This is a genomic window from Vibrio penaeicida (genome assembly GCF_030689305.1).
Taxonomy (GTDB): domain Bacteria; phylum Pseudomonadota; class Gammaproteobacteria; order Enterobacterales; family Vibrionaceae; genus Vibrio; species Vibrio penaeicida_B.
Window position 1 is genome coordinate 1 of record NZ_JAUYVM010000025.1, and the last position, 16093, is coordinate 16093.

Here is a 16093-nt window from a genome sequence, read left to right on the forward strand (position 1 = left end):
GCCCCATAGAAAGCTTTAGTTGCCGCTAAAGCCTGGGTCTCACATTACCCGAATTTAGGGAAGATTATCCATACAAACGCTTTAAGCCCGTGGAATGGTATTTTGGGCTTTGAGTTAGGTGTTTGGGGGATTTTTTAGAGGCGGCATTTCTAGGATTTCTAGGGATGGATACATCAATGTACTGAGGGAGATTATGAATAGTACTTTGTTTAAGGTATTGGTATGTAGCTGCATATTTTTATCAGGTTGTGGTTTTAAAACTACTTCTGATGGTGAAGTTATAGCATGTAGCGGCTCTGTTGAGCCGGGTATTAAGGTTGAAGTTATAGATAAAGAAACAGGGCTCCATATTTCATGTGGAGCTTCAAGTGTAATTCGTGATGGTGAATTTTTCGATGAAATAGAGAATCCTTCTGGCTCTGGTTGTGACGATTCAACAGCTTTACTCGGCGCATATGAGCGTGAAGGAACTTATGAAGTCTCAGTATTTAAAGAAGGCTATCTTGACTGGCGCGTGGAAGATATTTCTGTCTCGTCAAACGTATGCCACGTTAATACAATAACAATTCAGGCATACTTGGAAAAATAAACACAACAATAGCTCAAATAGACGCAAAGAAACGCGTGGCTATTTTGTAAGGTACACCAGCGTTAGGAGGATAAATGGATATTTCCTATGAACCTGTAACTCAAAGTGACCACCAATCCATCTTAGCGTTAGGTGAGGCTGTTAATGAAGAGTTTGTCATTCCTTGCCTGAATTCAACGGGTCAGAAAGCTATGCGATGTGCTCGTAAAGCGGATATTGAGCAAGTTACGAATGCTAATATCTATGCATCAGTAAAAGCGGTTAGCAACAGTGTATTGGTGGGTTATATCGCTTGGAGGCGAAGCAATTATATAGCCCAGTTATACGTTTGCTCAACGAGTCAGGGGAAAGGGGTTGGAACGGGCTTGATACGTGAAATGCAAAAACGTAGTGGGGCATCAAGCATTGAATTGAAAGCATCAGTTAATGCCGTAGGTTTCTACAAACGTCTAGGTTTTCAACCGATTGATAGTGAACAAGTCAAAAATGGAATCCGATACCTGCCAATGGTTTTAAGGTGTTGACTACACCCATAGTCAAAGCTTAAAACTACAAACCAACGCGTGGTTTTGTTGATTTGCGGTGAATTTAGTGTTTAAGGTGTCATGCGGCGACTTGTTTTGTGCATTGGCTGCCACCTAAGCGGGTGTTATATTCCCGTGTACATTTAGCTATTATCTAGAGGTTAATATGGTTACTCTAAGAAAAATGTCAGAAGAAGAGTACTCAGACTACAGCGAAATATTCATCAATGACTACGGAAAGGATATTTCGGAAAGCTACAGCCTTCCAATAAACCTTGCCATCGAAAAGGCACGAAAAGATTTAAGCCGGAGTTTACCAGACGGTCTGGAAACCATTAACCATGACTTGTTGTGTATTGAGGCTACAGTAGACAGTAAACCAACGGTGATTGGGTATCTGTGGCACTCAATTAATGCAGATGACGGTTCCACTTATCTATATGACTTCTATGTATTGGATCTTCATAGAGGCAAAGGATTTGGAACTCAGGCAATTTTGGAATTAGAGTGTCATCTCAAAGCCTTGGATATTGAAAGGATTAACTTACGAGTTGCTTACAATAACAAGCGAGCCCTCAAGTTATATGAGGAGATTGGGTTTATGACTACAGGGTACGACATGTCTAAAAACATAATTACGTCGCAGCAACAATAAAAAAAGCCCTAAGCAGACAGCTTACGCTGGTGTAGTGTTTAGCTCGCAGAATTGAAATCTGGTTGATACGGTGAGTTTTCAGGCGAAACCTTTTTATGAAAAACACGAATATGAATGCCAAATGATATTGGAAAATTATCCACTTGATTCATCTTTACCATTTCTCGCAAAATCGCTCACAGAGCAATGAAGTGGCTAAAAAAAGCTGAATAAAGAAGCTCTACACGTGGCATATGTGGTTATATTGGATTTGCTGTTTATATAGTTTTCAAGTGCTTACATTAATTATCTTGGGAGTTAGAAAATGTCAAAAATACACAAAGGTGGATGTTTGTGCGGTAACATTCGTTTTACTGCAATTGGCATTCCGAATAACCCTCACACATGCTCTTGTAAATTCTGCCAGCGCCACTCAGGTTCATTGACTCAAGCATGGGTTGAATTTAGTAAAGAAAATGTTACATGGGATGGACCTGGAGGCGAGCCCAGCCTTTGGAGATCATCGGATTATTCATCAAGGAGCTTCTGCGTTGTTTGTGGAAGCACGCTTGGAGCAGTTGATGATGACCCAGTTGTTGCTCTAGTGCTTGGGTCTTTTGATTCCCCCAACCGAAAGGAATTACGTCCCAAGTCTCATTCGTATGTATCAAGAAAACCCAAGTGGTGGTCAATTCAAATTAAAAGCGACACCTAATTAAGATTTTAAGTAGACAGTCAACAGTTGGAATTTTTTCGCAGTGAGTTTTCTGGTTGCTGTGCAATATTCCATCTATTGCATATTGATGATTGCTGTATCAAAGGTTTCCAAAGGATATATATTTGAACGCAATACAATTTGAAGAAAGCAGCCGAGAAAGGCTGAATGTTTTCCAAGACTCATATGAGTTAGACAGAATTCCTCTGTGTGAACCAAATAGCCCGTACGGTGAAACGCTATATCTAGAAAGTGAAGGAAAAATCCTTGGTGTTGCCTCGGCGGTCAAGAATGGTATTCATCCGAAATTTGATCACCTCTACCTTTCGATTCCAGGCTGGGATCAAGAAATTACCTCCATTTTACTTGACGACTAAAACGTCATAGAGGTAAGGAAGCCAACCCATTACAGATTCTGATCAAAGAAGCTGATGTTGAAAAACAGAAGTCGTTCACGGACAGCCAAGGTTTTGAATTGATCCTTACCTGCAATTGCCCAGAAATTGATACGAATAGCAGTATTGATAATCTCTTAGATACTGAATTACCAAGTTCATTCCGGTTTACACGCTATAGCCAACTCAATAAAAACGAGAAGGATAAGCTACGGAAGTTTAGGCTGAATAGCTACGTAAAAACGCACTCTTGGAGTCCGCCAACAGATTTGAATGATGATGTGTGGTCGCATACAGATCGTAAACCTGAAGAAGAAGACATTTCGTGGGCTGTATTTAACGGTGACAATCTTATTCTTTGTTCTGATGGTATCTATTTTAACGACAGCATTTGGCTGGGGTGGGGGTGGCATGGCGATGAGTTAGATGATGATCCGTATCTTTTAAGTGTCTGGTCACACGTGTTACACCTTCAGTTGTTAGATTGCCAGCGGCTAGAGAAAAGCATGTATGGCGAGTTTGATTCAATGGATAAATACGGGCAAGTCAAAAGTCAATTACTTCTCCACCTCACAAAAGATATTAAGTACATTTATCAAGAGAAATCTAATGAAACCGTCACTCGATAAAAAGCGTTGAACATTATTGATTCAGGAGATTCGATAATCGTGTACAGCCATGAGCCAGAAAATTACGCTTGTCCATTTTGTAGGATGGTTCAAGTGGGGTTAAACCATGAAAGTGACGTAGTGTATGAGTCTAAAAAAATCCTAACTGATGAGGTGGTGAGAAATAATTGGGCTAATGAACTCAAGTCGCACCTTTCTGCTATGGAGCCAAATCTTCAAAGAGGTAAATCGTAGTTATTCTCTAAACGAAAATGCTCAAAGCAATGAAGAGCTTTGAGCATTTATTGATTTGGCTGGTTTAAAGGATAATTTCAGCTTTAAGCGGAGAGTTCTTTTCGAACAATCTCTGCACCCGCACTTAAGGCATTGAGTTTGCCTCTCGCAATTTCACGGGATAAGGGTGCCATACCACAGTTGGTGCACGGATAAAGCTTGTCGGCATCAACAAATTTTAGCGCTTTTCTTAAGGTGTCAGCGACTTCATCAGGTGTTTCAATTTCGTTGGTCGCTACATCAATAGCCCCTACCATTACTTTCTTCCCACGAATGAGTTCAAGTAGGTCAATGGGTACACGAGAGTTATGACACTCTAGTGAGATAATATCGATATTCGATTTCTGCAGCTTAGGGAAGACTTCTTCATATTGTCTCCACTCGGTGCCCAACGTTTTTTTCCAATCTGTATTAGCTTTAATGCCATAACCGTAGCAAATATGCACAGCGGTCTCACACTTTAGCCCTTCAATGGCTCTTTCTAACGTCGCGATACCCCAATCGTTCACTTCGTCGAAAAATACGTTAAACGCTGGTTCATCAAACTGGATAATATCAACGCCGGCAGCCGCAAGTTCTTTCGCTTCTTGATTAAGGATCTTGGCAAATTCCCAAGCCAGCTTTTCACGGCTTTTGTAGTGCGCATCATAAAGCGTGTCGATCATCGTCATAGGACCAGGAAGTGCCCACTTAATCGGTTGATCCGTTTGTTGGCGCAAAAACTTAGCGTCTTCAACAAACACCGGTTTTTGGCGAGAAACAGGACCAACAACGGTTGGGACGCTTGCATCATAGCGATCGCGAATCTTAACCGTTTCGCGTTTCTCGAAATCAACACCACTCAAGTGTTCAATAAAAGTGGTCACGAAATGTTGGCGTGTTTGCTCGCCGTCACTGACAATGTCGATACCTTCTAATTGTTGCTCTTGTAAAGAGACGCGAAGTGCATCGTGCTTGCCATCAGTCAGTTCTTGACCTTCCAGTTTCCAAGGAGACCATAGTTTCTCAGGTTGAGCGAGCCAAGAAGGTTTTGGCAAGCTACCAGAAGTTGAAGTAGGTAATAATTTTTTCATAATAAATGCTGCTGTATCTTGTGTTGAATTAAAGCGCGTAATTCGCAGACCATTGCTCTAGAACGTTCTGGTAAGGTTTGATGAAGTGCTCTTCAGCAAACTTGCCTTGCTCAATAGCCAACTTACTGCGTTCTTCACGGTCGTAAACAATCTGAGTCAGCGAGTGATCTTGGTTCTTTAGGTTTGGCTTGTAGCAATTCCCCGCAACAGCATTTGCATTGTATATTTCAGGTCGGTAAATCTTTTGGAATGTTTCCATCGTGCTGATTGTGCTAATCAACTCGAGATTGGTGTAATCGTTAAGTAAATCGCCAAAGAAATAAAATGCTAAAGGTGCAACACTATTTGGCGGCATAAAGTAGCGAACCTGTAATCCCATTTTTTGGAAGTATTGTTCAGTCAACGATGACTCGTTTGGCTGATATTCAAAGCCCAAAACAGGATGCTGATTTTCAGTACGTTGGTAAGTTTTATTATCAGAAACGCTAAGGCAAATTACAGGCAGCTTCTTAAAGTTTTCTTTGTAAACATTCGAATTAACGAAATATTTAAATAGCTTCCCGTGCAGTTCACCAAAATCTCCAGGAATACTAAATTGAGGCTGATCTTTATTATGGTCAAGCAACAATACGCTAAAATCATAATCTCGGACATAAGAGGAGAAGTTATTTCCAACAATACCTTCAATACGTTCGTTGGTATTATGATCGACAATAAACGTCTTTAATACTTCAATGGAAGGGAAAGCTTGCCCACTGCCTTCGATATCCATATCGACAGAAACGATTTCTAGCTCGACAGAGTAACGATCCCCTTTTGGGTTGTCCCAATGCGCTAAGGCATTAAAACTATTGTCAATCATCTTTAATGCGTTACGCAAGTTTTCTTGGCGGCTGTCGCCTCTCGCTAAGTTAGCAAAGTTGGTCGTGATCCGCGTGCTGTTAGATGGGTGATAGTTTTCGTCGAGACAAATGCTATTTATAGTAAAAGTAAAATCTGTATTCATGTTGATCTAGTAACCTATTTCCTGAGGTGAACGCTGAATTTATTCCATACTCTTTCTAGGGTTTAATTTTTCTTTTTATATTGAAAGAGCCGTCTTCATAGTTTTTATTATTTATACCCAAAAGTTCTATGAAAAAATCAACTGTAATATTTCTATAATTTAGAGCTGAGAGTGTTTTATACGTGCTTCAGCTCACTAATAAAACTGTATTTATTTCAAATACAACATGAGAAATATTCATGATCTATTGTGTTTGTAAATTTTAACAGGTGTCAGTTATATTAATTGGTCTTATGCGAAATGGCTGCATACCTGCAGTTAAATAGTTCCTTATCATATTTTAGAGGTAAACTGAGTGAGTGAATTGGTGTTGTTGATTGTATGCTGCGCGTTACTAGGCAGTGTTGTTGGATTTTTGGCTGGCTTGCTAGGCATTGGCGGTGGGTTGGTGATTGTGCCAATACTGAGTGTTATTTTGTTTCAATTTGACGTTTTACCGCCTGATCAGGTGGTCGTAACTGCGATTGCAACGTCATTGGCCTCCATCTTATTTACTTCAACTTCTTCAGCCATTGCTCACCATAAAAACGGAAATGTACCTTGGGACCTAGCACCTTGGATAATGACAGGCGTAGCTTTTGGTGCGTTGATAAGTGGCTTTATGGCATCGCTACTGCCAGAACAAATCGTTCGCCTAGTGTTTGCAGTGAGTGTAACGCTAATTGCTTTGAAGATGTTTTTAAGCAGTAAAAATAGCGCACCTTCCGATCGCCAATTGCCAGGGAAAAGCGTGTTAACGATTCTAACTACGATTACTGGTGGATTGTCTGCCATGATTGGTATTGGTGGTGGGGCCCTTTTGGTTCCTTTATTAACGTTCTTTTCGCTGGACATGAAAAAAGCGATTGGCAGCGCATCGGCTTGCGGAATTGTCATCGCGTTATTTGGCTCAATAGGTTATATCAGCTCAGGGAGTGTTCATTTTTCCTTAGAAGATGGTTTTGCTGGATTTGTGTATTTACCCGCGTTGTTCGGCATCGTATGTACGTCTTGGTTTACCGCACCTTTAGGCGCGAAAGCGACGCATCATTTACCTGTTTCTACCATTAAGAAAATTTTTGCAGGATTATTGTTCGTAGTGGCGGTCAAAATGATCATGAATTAAAGAAAATACCATTGAGTTTCTTAACCCGCTTTTTGTTGAACATGAGCGGGTTTTTTATGCTTCAATAATGGCTGAAAATACAGATAGAGATAGTATTTATTTGATGCTTCATTTTGGTGGCTAAGTCGATGGCAGGGCACATTCAGGAGGTGGCTATGGAAATTCGACTCGGGGAATCCTCTGATGTTCCGTGTATTACTGATATCTTCAACTTCTATATTGAACACACGGATGCTCGTTTTGAAGAGACTCTTTTCACGGTAGAAGATCGGCAAAAATGGTTTTCCCAATTTTCTCGTGCTTCTAAGCATCAAATTTACGTTGCGGTGGAGAGTGGCAAGGTCTTGGGGTTTGCCTGCTCACAACCCTACAGAGCAATGTCGGCCTTTGACGAAACCGTAGAAGTTACGATTTATTTGGCACCGGACGCCAAAGGACGTGGCGTTGGTTCAAAGCTATATTCTCGGTTGTTTTCTGCGATTGAAGAGCAAGGTGTTCATAGGTTGCTCTCCGCCATAGCCCTACCCAATGAGGCTTCTATCGAGCTACATAAACGTTTTGGGTTCAGAGAAGTTGGCGTTTTCAATGAATATGCTAAGAAAAAAGGTCAGTACATCAGCTCAATGTGGTTAGAAAAGGGAATGAACTCGTAAGCGTGTCATCCCTAAGATTGAAGCATAATCGAACAATCTCAATTGGCGGTGCTCTTTTCGTACCTACTAAATGGGGTTGATATGTTGATGGCAGCCTATGAAAAGCTAGAAGGTCGGCTATCAAGCATCATTATGTCTAGCTCTCTTTGTGCTTTTTTGGGGTTGGCTAAGTCAATACTTTCTATCATTTCACATTCATCTCGGACCATTTCGTTGATTAAACTGGGGTAATGACGACAATCTTCGGGTCTGTCCAAGTAGATACTGCATGTGTATCTGTTTGGCTCTTGAGGTATACGCTTTGGGGCAATTTCGAGAAATGGGCATTGTTTGAGCCTTTCGCCAGACTTAGGATCGAACCATATTTCGCTGCCTTTAACGAATTCGAATATCTCAGGGTTAAACTGCTCCCATAGGTCGATTTCTTCCTGAGTTGCTGCTAAGTCTCCATCACCGTATTTGATGCAGCACTTACCGCACTGGTTACAATTTTTCATAGTTCACTATTTCGTTTGATAGTTGCATCTTCATGGGTTCAAGTGATCTCAAGATGGTGCCATCAAGGCTAATTTTATGACCGCTTGTGTTATTGTGATTGGAAACGTCAGATTGAATCGATGGACAACGTGCGTATTGCGAAAGCATAGGTTTATGTTACGTCTTATGCAATCTGTAATTTCATAGAGTGTAAGTATTTTTTAGTACTCATTTTAAGTAACTGTGGGTGGCATGGAAGTAGTAGCAATATTCATACTTCCTGAATTCTCACCTCATTGATTAACAAATCATTCAATCTAAGTGGTTTATTTCATAAACATTTTCAATGATATATAGTCTTGGAGAAGTGCTTCCTATATACTTTTTTGTTTCAAACGGAATACGTAAATGGAAATGCTCATCGTGTCGTCTGAACGACAAAAACGCCTCATCATGATTTTTAGTCGAACGACGGCAAAAATGTCAGATAAAGCACTATTGAACGATCTTGATTCCCACAAAATAAACTCAACAGCCTATCCGGCATTTAAAACCGCATCCGATCTTCGTGTCGCTCGCATTCGCCTACCACTGGGTGATGATAAAACTGGCGCGTTGGATGGCGGTGATTTCCTATATCGTTACTTGGCAAAAGGGTACATATGTTTGGGGGATTTTGTTGGTCAGCCAAAACCGGATTTATCACCTTGGGGAGTCCGATCGGTACGCAAACAACCAAAAGTAGGATTTGGTTTGTAACGCACTGACCCTTCCTGTCATTAATTTTTCATCATCATTGTTCTTGAGTACTTCAGAACGTCGCACCTTGATGTTACTTGTATATACTAAGGAGTGGTATTTATGGATGACTTTTATTTAGAAAAAAAGTGGTTAGCTGGCTATTTTGAAATCGAATGGTTGGATAAGCTTCGTGAACTAGGAATAGCCACGCCACTTGAAAGCCGCTCCAAAAATGTGCCTGACAAATTTGTTTTTTCAGAACACTCAAGAAAGACTTCAGCGCTTATTGCTGATGCGGTTTCAAAAGCAAATAATTCCCCTGAAACGTTTTTAGAAGTAGGGGTAGCGCTAGGGCGAAATTGTTACGAACTTGCCCAACGCCTTCCAAGTATTCGCTCTGTCACGGCGGTGGAACCTTCGCAGCGGTTTATTTCTAACTTTAAACATCTACTTATCGATGGCGGACCGTCTGAATTCCCTTATATCAAAGGGTTGGGTGAGCGAGGTTTCTTGCAATTTGATGCCGCACCAATAGCCAGTACGTGTTCTCATATCGACTTCACCTTAATAGAATCGACATTTGAAACGGGTACAGTGCAAGACAAGTTTGATCTTTGCGTCTGCCTAAACGTATTGGACCAATGCGAATCACCGAAAAATATCGTCAGTGCGTTAATGGATGCCACTAAGTTAGATGGCATTTTGGCATTGTCTTGCACTTATCAGTGGAACAAAAAACATCTAAAAGATGAAAATGAAGCGGTGAATGACATCAATGAATACTTCGGTGAAGCGTGGGAAAAGTTATCGGAAGATGAGGTGGAGTATAAACTTCGAGTTAATGAAAGGTACTCTTACCTGTTCCTTTCTCACGTTGTGATTTATAAGAAAGTGAATCCTTAGTTATACTCGATTTTATACAGGCTCAATTTTATATAGACACAAATTTATACACACTCTGTTAATCGTCATTTAAAAGGATTGGAATGCGACATTATTTCAGGTTAGTGATAGCTCTATTTCTATTCATATCGACATTCTCGTATGCGAATGATGTTGGTTTTCGCAAGATGAGTGTCGTCTTAAAAGACGCAACTGACAAGCTGCCAGTTGCGGTTTTTTATCCAACCTCATCGCCAGCCAAATCCGTGGCTTTTGGTCCCTTTTCTCTGAATGTTGCGATAGGTGGAGAGATAGCAGAAGGTCGTTTCCCACTTGCTGTTTTGTCACATGGATCTGGAGGAAGTAACCTGTCCTATAAAGACATTGCTATGTCTCTAGTTAATAACGGGTTTATTGTGGCAATGCCCCTGCACCCCAAAAACAATTATCTGGATAATTCCAACCAAGGGAAAGTTGAAAATTATCTCAACCGACCTAAGCATATATCGGAAACCATTGATAAAATTTTGTCTATCCCAAGCCTAGCTGAACATACAAACGCTCAGAAAATCGCGGTGTTAGGGCACTCTATTGGAGGGTATACGGCTCTTGTGGTTTCTGGGGCAATCGCTCGCACCCAAGACCTAGTGGAGTTGTGTGAAAATACACCGACCATTTCCGATCCCTATTGCATGCCAGTGCGTAGCAATGAACTAACCCAAAACGTTGTGGTAAGTGGTCAGGATATACGAATAAAAGCTCAAATACTGATGGCGCCAGTTGGCGCTCCCTTTATCTCGGCTAAGGCGTTAAATAACGTGAATATTCCAACCATGTTGCTGGTGCCAGAAAAAGACGATGAATTAACAGAGGCGCATAATGCTGATGTGATCAAGCAGGGCATAGAGAGCAAAGGGAAGTTAACCTACATAAAGGTTCCTAATGCCGGTCACTATTCGTTTTTAACGACGTATCCAGAATATTTAAAATCCGAACTGGGTCCGATAGCAAACGATCCCGAAGGCTTTGATCGAAAGGAATTCCAGCAGACTCTTGGTCGCCGCTTTGCCGACTATTTAAAAAAAGTCATGTAACTTCATTTACTTGGGGCTACAACGTTAACTTATGATTTGAGGTGGTTTTTTTCAGCAAGCTAACGTTGTTTCCTCTGGTGGATAAAGTCTATATTACGCTCGTTTTTCCAACCAACCTTGTTCAATTTCAGGCAGAGGGATCGCATCCAATAATTCTTTTGTGTACTTCGTCTGAGGCGAGGAAAACAAGGATGCGCTGTCGGCAAGCTCCATGATTTCTCCATACTTCAACACCATTGTCCTGTCACATAACCGTCGTACAACAGACAAATCATGGCTAACAAACGCCATGGTGAAATTGAGCTCTTCTCGCAACCTTTCTAACAACGCCAGAACTTGCGCTTGAGAGGATACATCCAATCCCGACAATATCTCATCCGCGAGTACAAATTTGGGTTCCAAAGCGATTGCCCGCGCAATACCAACTCGTTGCCGTTGACCACCCGAAAGCTCATGGGGGTATCGAAATTTGAACGAGGTAGGTAAGCCAACCATTTCTAACGCATTTTCCACTCGCTTTTCTACCTGATCAAAACCATGCAACTTTAGTGGTCCCCCAATAATGGTCGAGACTTTGTGTCGCGGATTAAGTGACGACATGGGATCTTGAAAGATCATTTGAAATTGCTGACGCAACGTTCGTAACACGATTTCGGACCAGTGCGTGATGTCTTCACCTTCGTATTGAATACTGCCCGAGTCGCTGTTTAATAGGCGTAGCATAGCGCGACCGAGCGTCGATTTTCCTGAACCTGATCCGCCAACAATACCTAAAATTTCCCCTTCTCGAACATCGAAACTGACGCCTTTTATGATGTCGATTCGGGGGGCATACCCAAATAATGGTTTATTTGCCATATCAGGGTAACTGACCCTTAAGTCTCTAATTTCATACAAATTATGAGGCATGGCGGCTTTCCTTACTGCCTTTGATTACTTCCAGTTTTGTTAACTGAATAACGCTCTCTGGAACGGGTTTTAAGCTCTGATCTGGGCTGGTGTATTTTGGTGTCGCATCGAGCAGCGCTTTAGAGTATGGATGAGTGGGGTCAGCGAAGAAGTCTTTAACCAAAGAATTTTCGAGGACTTTTCCACCGTAAAGTACCGACAGCGATTGGCATACTTTTGCGACCACGCCAAGATCATGCGTTACAAACAAAATCGTGGTGTTGTGGTGGCTTTGCATCTCTTTTATCAATCGCAATATTTGCTTTTGAACCATCACATCCAATGCTGTCGTGGGTTCATCGGCAACAATGAGTTTGGGCTGTGCCGCAAAGGCAGCGGCGATCAATACACGTTGTCTCATGCCGCCAGATAATTCATGCGGATAGCTTTTCATTACTCTATCGGGATTAGGGATACCAACTTCTTCAAGTAACTCTAAAGCTCTCATTTGGGCGTTTCGTTTTGACCAGCCAAGAATATCGACTAATCGACCCGTTATTTGCCTGCCAATACGCTTTGAAGGGTTGAGTGCGGTTAATGGGTCTTGAGGGATGAGGGCAGTGTTTTGCCCAATCCATTGTCTTCGGGCTTTTGGGGTAAAATCTTGCAGCGACTTTCCATCCAGTATGATGTTGCCCTGATTCACCGACACCGCTCTTGGCAGCGTGCCGAAAATCGCGCGACCAATCATGCTTTTCCCTGCGCCGCTTTCGCCGACCAAACCATGCACTCTTCCTTCTTCTACTGAAAATGAGACGTTCCGAAGAACAGGAGATGTATCTGATAGGACCGCACACAAGCCCTCTATTTTTAAGTAAGTATTCATCGTAGTACCGGATCAAACCTTTCTTTTAAACCTTCGCCGAGTTGGCTAAAGCTCAATACTGTTAAAAACAACACAATCAAAGGAAACACCAATACCCACCAAGTTTGATGAATAGCCGATCGCCCTTCGGAAATCATGCCGCCCCATGTTGGGAAATCGGAAGACAAAGACAAATTAACGAAGCTGAGAATCGCTTCTACAATTACTGCGATACCCATCTCCAAGGTAAAAAGCACGCTGATGGCGGGAAGAAGGTTCGGTAAGATTTCTTTTATTAGCGTATTAAATTTCGGCCTTGCGGCGACGCGAGCGGACAAGACGTAATCCATCGAACATTGATTCAAGGTTTCTGCCCTCACCACACGCGTAAAACGCGTCCAGTCAATCACTACTATGGCGACAATGACGGAGCCTACGCCTGTGCCGATGACGGCAATCAGTAAAATGGCAAATAACACAGGTGGAAACGACATCCATATGTCTGTCGCTCGTGAAATCACGGCATCTGCCCAGCCTCGGTAGTAACCGGCAATTAGCCCAAGAAGCGAACCAATAACACAGGTTAGAACACCGGCTGTAATGGCAATAGTGAGGGAGACTCTGGTGCCATAAATGATTCTGGACAAGACGTCTCGCCCTAACGAGTCAGAACCCAACCAATACCCTTGTTCTCCATTCGGTAACCACGCTGGTGGAAGTTGCGAGGTAAATAGATCCTGTTCCAAAGGATTGTGCGGGCTAATAAAAGGGGCAAGCAATGCAGCTAATACTAAAAGCAATAACCAACCACTCGACAGCCATAATCTTAACCCCGCTTTAAGCGGTACTTTACTTCGTCCATCAAGCATGTCGTAACCTCGGGTTGAGTAGCGAGTAAGTCAAATCCACAACAAAATTGACCAGTGTGAATATCAAGGCAAACAGAATGACAATGCCTTGGATTAGGGGAAGATCCCGATTGATGACTGCATCTATTGCGAGATTACCGAGCCCTTCGTATGAAAAAAGCCGTTCTACAATCACGGTTCCGCCAATGAGAAAAGTAAACTGCACACCCACCAGCGCCAAAGTTGGTAGTAGGGCATTGGGTAAGGCTTCTCGAGTGATGACGTAAGCTTCACTGTAGCCCCGTGTTCGAGCCAGAGTGATGTAGTCGAGATGCATGGTTTCTTTCAGTGATTGTTTGAGCAGTTGTGCAATGATGGCGGCAAGAGGAATGGCTAACGCCAAAGCAGGCATAAACATATGGGAGAGCAAATCGAAAAATTCAGCCCAACGTAATGTCACCATGCTTTCTAGCAACAAGAATGAGGTATAGAAGTCGGCATCCATTGAAGGGGTAATTCGCCCTGAAATATGGAATAGCGGCCAAAGTACACCAAAGAGCAAAATCAAAAGTAAACCCCATAAGAAATCGGGCACCGAGAGCGCGACACCATTCGTAACATCAATGGTAGATTCAACTTTGGTGCCTCGCCATAAGGTGCCCGATAGAGCCAACGCACCGCCAAGCAAAACAGCGAAAACCAAGGCCATAACAGACAGTTCAAGCGTTGCGGGTAACCTGCCGAGCACCAATTCAAGCACAGGCTGGCGAGTAGTGATGGAGGTACCAAAATCGCCTTTTGTGACGCCTGAAATCCAAATTACAAATTGCTCAAGTATGGATTTGTCCAAGCCATACATAGCAGTTAGTCGAGCAATGTCTTCTTCGCTTGCTCCGGGTGGTAACATCATTGCAATAGGGTTGCCAGGCACAACACGTATGACAAAAAATACAATGATCGCTGCTCCGAGCAAGGTAATGAGTATGGCACCAAGCTTTAGTAGTAGTGTTCGAAAATTCATAGGGTTTTAGAGGCACGAATGCCTCTTCTCCATATTCGATCAATCGATCTTAGTTACGCGTCATTAAGTGAGGAAGTAATGCACCAGAAGCATGGGGTATTACCGAGACTCTGGGGTCATGTACGATGGGCTGTACGTATTGAAAAAGTGGCAAAACCAACGCATCTTCAGCAATTTTCTTGTCGACTTGTTTCCAGCCTTCAATTCGTTTGGCTTCATCTTTCTCGCCCCAGAGTGGTCCTATCATCGCGGTGAGATCTTCGCCATCCCAAACCGAGTGAGGTGAAGGACCAAACATGGCAAATCCTGTTGAGGTTGTTGGGTCGCCAATCGAGTTCCCCCAGTTATAAAAAGCGGCAGGCGCGAGTTTGTCTGCAGCGCGTAATTCGTAATGTTTCGCCACTTCATACACTTCTATTTCTGCATTGATGCCCACTTTGCGCCACAACCCCACGATGGCTTGGATGATTTCGTAATCTTTAGGCTTGAACCCTTTAGTCGTTTGAATGGTAAACGTCACGGGGTTGGATTTTGAATAGCCCGATTCTGCAAGTAGAGCGATGGCTTTTTCAGGATCGTAGGGTGTTTTTATTTCTTTGTTGTAGGCGCTGTAGAGTGATGTTTGTAAGGTGTCGATAGCAATACCGTAGCCTTTGAGCAGTCGTTCAACAATGGCGGATTTGCTAACCGCATGAACTGCCGCTTTGCGAACGTTTGGATCCTTCATTGCGTCAATATCATTGAAGAAAATCATCCCAATGTCCGAAACGGGGGAAGCGACACCTTTGAGCTGATCTTTACGTGTTAAGCGGTTGTATTCTTCGTACGGGATTTCGAGTGTCACGTGAGCATTGCCAGATTCCACTTCGGCCACTCGTGCAGACGCATCGGTGACAAACTTAATGGTCACGTATTCAAATTCTGGCATGCCTCCCCAATAGTTTGGGTTGGCTTTTAAACGGATGTAAGCGTTACGCTCGAATTTTTCCACCATGTAGGGACCGGTACCAATTGGATTGGCTTCAAATCCTTTTTGACCGACTTTTTCAATGTAGTGTTTAGGCAGTACATACCCAGTGAGAAAACTCATCCATTTGAAAATGGTGGGCTCAAATCGAACCACATCTGCGACGATGGTGTTTCCTTCAACTTGAAAATTGCCAAGCGTAGACCAGATAAATTGGATGGGGTTACCGCTGCTTTCGTTTCCTGCTCGCTCTAGGGACCAAACCACGTCCTCCGGCGTCAATGGCGTGCCGTCATGCCATTTCACATCACTTCGAATAGTGAGGTAAATTTTGGTTTTGCCCTCTAACCAACCCCAATTGGTTACCAAACCAGGGGATTGGCTCAGATCCGTTTTTTGCGCGATGAACTGATCAAATACCGATTGATAAATACCTTGAATTGTTGGGTTTACCGATGAGGGACCTGTTGTAGGATCCCAGCTGGGTAAGTTCACATTCGAGGCTATAACCAACTCGTCGATGGGTTTTGCTTGCAGGGAAAATGGTTGGATAAGCGCAAGGCACACAATCATTAGTGCACCGGCTATCCTATTGCTCAACTTCCATATTTTCATTTTACACTCCTAGTGTTTTTCAATGACTGAGCTTTTGTT

At 42.7% G+C, this 16093-nt stretch carries 19 protein-coding genes and 1 pseudogene; 12 read left to right on the plus strand and 8 right to left on the minus strand.

Going from position 1 to position 16093, the window contains the following annotated elements; all coding sequences use genetic code 11:
* Positions 1-193: 193 nt before the first annotated feature.
* From Q8W40_RS25460 to Q8W40_RS25490, 7 genes and pseudogenes are all read left to right on the plus strand, one after another.
* Complete coding sequence (locus tag Q8W40_RS25460) at positions 194-589, plus strand: hypothetical protein (RefSeq protein WP_305401264.1); 396 nt, start codon at positions 194-196, stop codon at positions 587-589.
* Positions 590-663: 74 nt separating this feature from the next.
* On the plus strand, positions 664-1113 hold the full coding sequence (locus Q8W40_RS25465) for a GNAT family N-acetyltransferase (RefSeq protein ID WP_305401265.1): 450 nt from the start codon (positions 664-666) through the stop codon (positions 1111-1113).
* A gap of 166 nt (positions 1114-1279) precedes the next feature.
* A complete protein-coding gene (locus Q8W40_RS25470; RefSeq protein WP_305401267.1) occupies positions 1280-1768 on the plus strand; it encodes a GNAT family N-acetyltransferase in 489 nt (162 codons plus the stop codon).
* 55 nt (positions 1769-1823) lie between these two features.
* Positions 1824-1958 (plus strand): annotated as a pseudogene (locus Q8W40_RS25475) (GNAT family N-acetyltransferase); the annotation flags it as partial.
* 114 nt (positions 1959-2072) lie between these two features.
* On the plus strand, positions 2073-2462 hold the full coding sequence (locus tag Q8W40_RS25480; RefSeq protein ID WP_305401269.1) for a GFA family protein: 390 nt from the start codon (positions 2073-2075) through the stop codon (positions 2460-2462).
* A 125-nt stretch (positions 2463-2587) separates the two neighbouring features.
* Positions 2588-2839, plus strand: a complete 252-nt coding sequence (locus Q8W40_RS25485; RefSeq protein ID WP_305401270.1) for a hypothetical protein — start codon at positions 2588-2590, stop codon at positions 2837-2839.
* A gap of 98 nt (positions 2840-2937) precedes the next feature.
* Positions 2938-3486, plus strand: a complete 549-nt coding sequence (locus Q8W40_RS25490) for a hypothetical protein (RefSeq protein ID WP_305401272.1) — start codon at positions 2938-2940, stop codon at positions 3484-3486.
* Between the two features lie 317 nt (positions 3487-3803).
* Here Q8W40_RS25490 and Q8W40_RS25495 read toward each other — a convergent pair whose 3' ends face one another.
* Both Q8W40_RS25495 and Q8W40_RS25500 read right to left on the minus strand, forming a co-directional pair.
* Positions 3804-4832: a methionine synthase gene (locus tag Q8W40_RS25495; protein ID WP_305401274.1), complete on the minus strand. Its 1029-nt coding sequence runs from the start codon at positions 4830-4832 to the stop codon at positions 3804-3806.
* Positions 4833-4860: 28 nt separating this feature from the next.
* Complete coding sequence (locus Q8W40_RS25500; protein ID WP_305401275.1) at positions 4861-5838, minus strand: DUF1852 domain-containing protein; 978 nt, start codon at positions 5836-5838, stop codon at positions 4861-4863.
* A 355-nt stretch (positions 5839-6193) separates the two neighbouring features.
* Between Q8W40_RS25500 and Q8W40_RS25505 the strand changes: the two genes are divergently transcribed.
* Both Q8W40_RS25505 and Q8W40_RS25510 read left to right on the plus strand, forming a co-directional pair.
* Positions 6194-7003, plus strand: coding sequence for a sulfite exporter TauE/SafE family protein (locus Q8W40_RS25505; protein WP_305401276.1), 810 nt, complete (start codon positions 6194-6196; stop codon positions 7001-7003).
* Between the two features lie 155 nt (positions 7004-7158).
* Positions 7159-7656: a GNAT family N-acetyltransferase gene (locus Q8W40_RS25510; RefSeq protein ID WP_305401277.1), complete on the plus strand. Its 498-nt coding sequence runs from the start codon at positions 7159-7161 to the stop codon at positions 7654-7656.
* 95 nt (positions 7657-7751) lie between these two features.
* On the opposite strand, the gene Q8W40_RS25515 is transcribed toward Q8W40_RS25510, so the two are convergent.
* Positions 7752-8153 carry a YkgJ family cysteine cluster protein gene (locus tag Q8W40_RS25515; RefSeq protein WP_305401278.1) on the minus strand — a complete coding sequence of 134 codons (402 nt, stop codon included), beginning with the start codon at positions 8151-8153 and terminating at the stop codon, positions 7752-7754.
* Between the two features lie 388 nt (positions 8154-8541).
* On the opposite strand from Q8W40_RS25515, the gene Q8W40_RS25520 reads away from it, so the two are divergent.
* The 3 genes from Q8W40_RS25520 to Q8W40_RS25530 all read left to right on the plus strand — a co-directional run bounded on the left by Q8W40_RS25520 (position 8542) and on the right by Q8W40_RS25530 (position 10850).
* Complete coding sequence (locus tag Q8W40_RS25520; protein WP_305401279.1) at positions 8542-8892, plus strand: hypothetical protein; 351 nt, start codon at positions 8542-8544, stop codon at positions 8890-8892.
* Positions 8893-8994: 102 nt separating this feature from the next.
* Positions 8995-9777: an SAM-dependent methyltransferase gene (locus tag Q8W40_RS25525; protein WP_305401280.1), complete on the plus strand. Its 783-nt coding sequence runs from the start codon at positions 8995-8997 to the stop codon at positions 9775-9777.
* Between the two features lie 83 nt (positions 9778-9860).
* Positions 9861-10850 carry an alpha/beta hydrolase family protein gene (locus Q8W40_RS25530; RefSeq protein ID WP_305401282.1) on the plus strand — a complete coding sequence of 330 codons (990 nt, stop codon included), beginning with the start codon at positions 9861-9863 and terminating at the stop codon, positions 10848-10850.
* Positions 10851-10943: 93 nt separating this feature from the next.
* Here Q8W40_RS25530 and Q8W40_RS25535 read toward each other — a convergent pair whose 3' ends face one another.
* From Q8W40_RS25535 to Q8W40_RS25555, 5 genes are read right to left on the minus strand one after another with little or no spacing between them, the layout of a single operon-like run.
* Complete coding sequence (locus Q8W40_RS25535) at positions 10944-11759, minus strand: ATP-binding cassette domain-containing protein (RefSeq protein ID WP_305401284.1); 816 nt, start codon at positions 11757-11759, stop codon at positions 10944-10946.
* Positions 11749-12624 (minus strand): ABC transporter ATP-binding protein, encoded by an 876-nt coding sequence (locus tag Q8W40_RS25540; protein ID WP_305401286.1) that lies wholly within the window; start codon positions 12622-12624, stop codon positions 11749-11751. Before Q8W40_RS25540 ends, Q8W40_RS25535 begins: the two co-directional genes overlap by 11 nt.
* On the minus strand, positions 12621-13472 hold the full coding sequence (locus Q8W40_RS25545; RefSeq protein WP_305401287.1) for an ABC transporter permease: 852 nt from the start codon (positions 13470-13472) through the stop codon (positions 12621-12623). The genes Q8W40_RS25540 and Q8W40_RS25545 overlap by 4 nt, the downstream gene beginning before the upstream one ends.
* Positions 13465-14472, minus strand: coding sequence for an ABC transporter permease (locus Q8W40_RS25550; protein WP_305401288.1), 1008 nt, complete (start codon positions 14470-14472; stop codon positions 13465-13467). The genes Q8W40_RS25545 and Q8W40_RS25550 overlap by 8 nt, the downstream gene beginning before the upstream one ends.
* Positions 14473-14521: 49 nt before the next feature.
* A complete protein-coding gene (locus Q8W40_RS25555; RefSeq protein ID WP_305401289.1) occupies positions 14522-16054 on the minus strand; it encodes an ABC transporter substrate-binding protein in 1533 nt (510 codons plus the stop codon).
* Positions 16055-16093: the final 39 nt, after the last annotated feature.

Coding starts and splice junctions, on each gene's coding strand:
- Q8W40_RS25460 (WP_305401264.1), top strand. CDS start 194: ATGAATAGTACTTTGTTTAAGGTATTGGTATGTAGCTGCATATTTTTA.
- Q8W40_RS25465 (WP_305401265.1), top strand. CDS start 664: ATGGATATTTCCTATGAACCTGTAACTCAAAGTGACCACCAATCCATC.
- Q8W40_RS25470 (WP_305401267.1), top strand. CDS start 1,280: ATGGTTACTCTAAGAAAAATGTCAGAAGAAGAGTACTCAGACTACAGC.
- Q8W40_RS25480 (WP_305401269.1), top strand. CDS start 2,073: ATGTCAAAAATACACAAAGGTGGATGTTTGTGCGGTAACATTCGTTTT.
- Q8W40_RS25495 (WP_305401274.1), bottom strand. CDS start 4,832: ATGAAAAAATTATTACCTACTTCAACTTCTGGTAGCTTGCCAAAACCT.
- Q8W40_RS25500 (WP_305401275.1), bottom strand. CDS start 5,838: ATGAATACAGATTTTACTTTTACTATAAATAGCATTTGTCTCGACGAA.
- Q8W40_RS25510 (WP_305401277.1), top strand. CDS start 7,159: ATGGAAATTCGACTCGGGGAATCCTCTGATGTTCCGTGTATTACTGAT.
- Q8W40_RS25515 (WP_305401278.1), bottom strand. CDS start 8,153: ATGAAAAATTGTAACCAGTGCGGTAAGTGCTGCATCAAATACGGTGAT.
- Q8W40_RS25520 (WP_305401279.1), top strand. CDS start 8,542: ATGGAAATGCTCATCGTGTCGTCTGAACGACAAAAACGCCTCATCATG.
- Q8W40_RS25525 (WP_305401280.1), top strand. CDS start 8,995: ATGGATGACTTTTATTTAGAAAAAAAGTGGTTAGCTGGCTATTTTGAA.
- Q8W40_RS25530 (WP_305401282.1), top strand. CDS start 9,861: ATGCGACATTATTTCAGGTTAGTGATAGCTCTATTTCTATTCATATCG.
- Q8W40_RS25535 (WP_305401284.1), bottom strand. CDS start 11,759: ATGCCTCATAATTTGTATGAAATTAGAGACTTAAGGGTCAGTTACCCT.
- Q8W40_RS25540 (WP_305401286.1), bottom strand. CDS start 12,624: ATGAATACTTACTTAAAAATAGAGGGCTTGTGTGCGGTCCTATCAGAT.
- Q8W40_RS25545 (WP_305401287.1), bottom strand. CDS start 13,472: ATGCTTGATGGACGAAGTAAAGTACCGCTTAAAGCGGGGTTAAGATTA.
- Q8W40_RS25550 (WP_305401288.1), bottom strand. CDS start 14,472: ATGAATTTTCGAACACTACTACTAAAGCTTGGTGCCATACTCATTACC.
- Q8W40_RS25555 (WP_305401289.1), bottom strand. CDS start 16,054: ATGAAAATATGGAAGTTGAGCAATAGGATAGCCGGTGCACTAATGATT.